Raw genomic sequence first — 2,767 nt, forward strand, 5'->3', positions numbered from 1 at the left:
CGTCGAGATCAACGAAGCTTTCGCCTCCGTCGTGCTGTCCTGGGCCCAGGTCCACGGGGCCGACATGAGCAAGGTCAACGTCAACGGCGGTGCCATCGCGCTCGGACATCCCGTCGGTTCCACGGGATCCCGGCTGATCACCACTGCCCTGCACGAACTCGAGCGTTCGAACCGTTCCACGGCGCTGGTCACGATGTGTGCGGGTGGCGCCATGGCCACCGCCACCATCATCGAACGCATCTGACGTCGGACATTCTTCTATCCAAAGGACCGTTCATGACTCTGGGATTGAGTGACGAGGACCGCGAAATCCGCGATTCCGTGCGCGGCTGGGCGGCTCGGCACGCGACAGCCGACGTGATCCGCACGGCTGTCGAAGCGAAAACCGAAGCGCGCCCGCCCTACTGGAGTTCGCTCGCCGAACTCGGCATGCTCGGACTGCACCTACCGGAAGAGGTGGGAGGTGCCGGATTCGGCCTGCTCGGAACCGCGATCGTCGCCGAGGAACTCGGGCGATCGATGGTGCCCGGCCCGTTCCTTCCGACCGTGATCGTCTCGGCGGTCCTGAACGAGGCGGGGCGTCGTACCGAACTCGACGGACTCGCGGACGGATCGCTGTTCGGTGCGGTGTCCCTGCAGCCGGGGGACATGCGAGTCGTGCGAGAGGGCGACTCCGTCACCCTCTCGGGCACCTCGGGTGTCGTGCTCGGCGGCCAGGTCGCCGATGTGTTCCTGCTCGCGGCCGACGACGACGGCGAGACGGCGTTCGTCGTCGTCACGCGTGATCGGGTCGACGTCGCGCACCTGCCCAGCTACGACGTGGTCCGACGGAACGCCGAGATCACCGTGGACGGCCTGGACCTGTCCGACGACGATGTGCTGCGACTGGACTCGCAGCGGGTCGTGGATATCGCCGCCACGCTGTTCGCCGCCGAGTCGGCCGGCCTCGCGGACCGGGCCACCACCACCGCGGCGGACTACGCACGGGTCCGCAAGCAGTTCGGACGGGTCATCGGCCAGTTCCAGGGCGTCAAGCACACCGTCGCCCGAATGCTCTGCCTCACCGAGCAGGCGCGCGTCGTGGCATGGGATGCCGCGCGAGCACTCGACGAGAAGGCATCCGAGGACGAGGCGTCGCTCGCCGTCGCCGTGGCGGCGTCCATCGCCCCGGAAGCGGCCTTCCAGGTCACCAAGAACTGCATCCAGGTGCTCGGCGGCATCGGCTACACCTGGGAGCACGACGCCCATCTGTACATGCGACGCGCTCAGTCGCTTCGCCTGCTGCTCGGCTCCACGGCATCCTGGCGCCGCCGGGTCGCCCGTCTCACGCTCGGCGGTGCCCGCCGTGTGCTGAGTGTCGACCTGCCGGCCGAGGCCGAAGAGATCCGTGCCGACATCCGCGCAGAGCTCGAGCCGGCCACCTCGCTCGAGGGGGCGGCACGCAAGGCATATCTGGCCGAGAAGGGATACACCGCTCCGCATCTGCCCGCACCGTGGGGCAAGGCCGCCGACGCCGTCACGCAGCTCGTCGTCGCCGAGGAACTGCGGACCGCCGGCCTCGAACCGCACGACATGATCATCGGCAACTGGGTGGTGCCGACCCTGATCGCACACGGCAGCACCGACCAGATCGAGCGCTTCGTCCCGCAGTCGCTGCGCGGGGATCTCGTGTGGTGCCAGCTGTTCTCCGAGCCCGGCGCCGGATCGGACCTCGCGGGTCTGTCCACGAAGGCCGTCAAGGTCGACGGTGGATGGAAACTCGATGGCCAGAAGGTGTGGACGTCGATGGCGCGCGTTGCGGATTGGGGCATCTGCCTCGCCCGCACCGACATGGACGCACCCAAGCACAAGGGCCTGTCCTACTTCCTGATCGACATCAAGAACACCGAGGGTCTCGATATCCGGCCACTGCGGGAGATCACCGGCGAGGCATTGTTCAACGAGGTGTTCCTCGACGGCGTGTTCGTGCCCGACGAGTGCCTCGTCGGTGAGCCGGGCGACGGGTGGAAGCTCGCCCGCACCACCCTCGCCAACGAACGTGTCTCGCTCTCCCACGACTCCTCCTTCGGAGCCGGCTGCGAGGCTCTGGCGACGCTGGCGGAGAACACCCCCGGCGGGCCGGACGACGAACAGCTCACCGTCCTCGGCAAGGTGCTCGGCGATGCCGCGTCCGGTGGCCTCATGGGTCTGCGCACCGCGCTGCGCTCCCTGGCCGGTGCGCAGCCCGGCCCCGAGTCCTCCGTCGCCAAGCTGCTCGGTGTCGAGCACCTCCAGCAGGTCTGGGAGACCGCGATGGACTGGGCCGGCCCGGCCTCTCTGCTCGACGACCAGGACCGCACCTCGGCCACCCACATGTTCCTCAACGTGCAGTGCATGTCCATCGCCGGCGGGACGACCAATGTCCAGCTCAACATCATCGGTGAGCGGCTTCTCGGCCTGCCCCGCGATCCCGAACCCGGAAAGTGAGTGCCCATGCCCATCGACAGGGATGTCGCACTGTCCGCCGCCCCCACCACCCGTGAGGCCGCCTGGACCGACCGCGACGTGATCCTCTACCACCTCGGGCTGGGGGCGGGCGCCGACTCGCTCGACCCCGCCGAACTGCGGTGGGTCTACGAGAAAGGCCTGCAGGTCCTGCCGACCTTCGCAATGGTTGCGGGGCAAGGGGTCTCCGCCGGACAGGTGTCGCCGGCCGGAATGAACCTGCCGGGAATCGACATCGATCTGCGCAAGATCCTCCACGGTGGGCAATCCGTCACCGTGCACG

The 2,767-nt window shown here is 68.3% G+C and carries 1 protein-coding gene and 2 pseudogenes; all 3 read left to right on the top strand.

Translation table 11 applies throughout. From position 1 onward, the window contains the following. Nucleotides 1-244: pseudogene (locus tag R1101_RS27780) on the top strand (steroid 3-ketoacyl-CoA thiolase); the annotation flags it as partial. Nucleotides 245-276: 32 nt separating this feature from the next. Continuing rightward, nucleotides 277-2,466 carry an acyl-CoA dehydrogenase gene (locus R1101_RS0120520; RefSeq protein WP_016935166.1) on the top strand — a complete coding sequence of 730 codons (2,190 nt, stop codon included), beginning with the start codon at nucleotides 277-279 and terminating at the stop codon, nucleotides 2,464-2,466. 6 nt (nucleotides 2,467-2,472) lie between these two features. Beyond that, nucleotides 2,473-2,767: pseudogene (locus tag R1101_RS29320) on the top strand (MaoC family dehydratase N-terminal domain-containing protein); the annotation flags it as partial.

Origin of the sequence: Rhodococcus sp. R1101 (genome assembly GCF_000278445.1) — a bacterium.
Taxonomy (GTDB): domain Bacteria; phylum Actinomycetota; class Actinomycetes; order Mycobacteriales; family Mycobacteriaceae; genus Rhodococcus; species Rhodococcus gordoniae.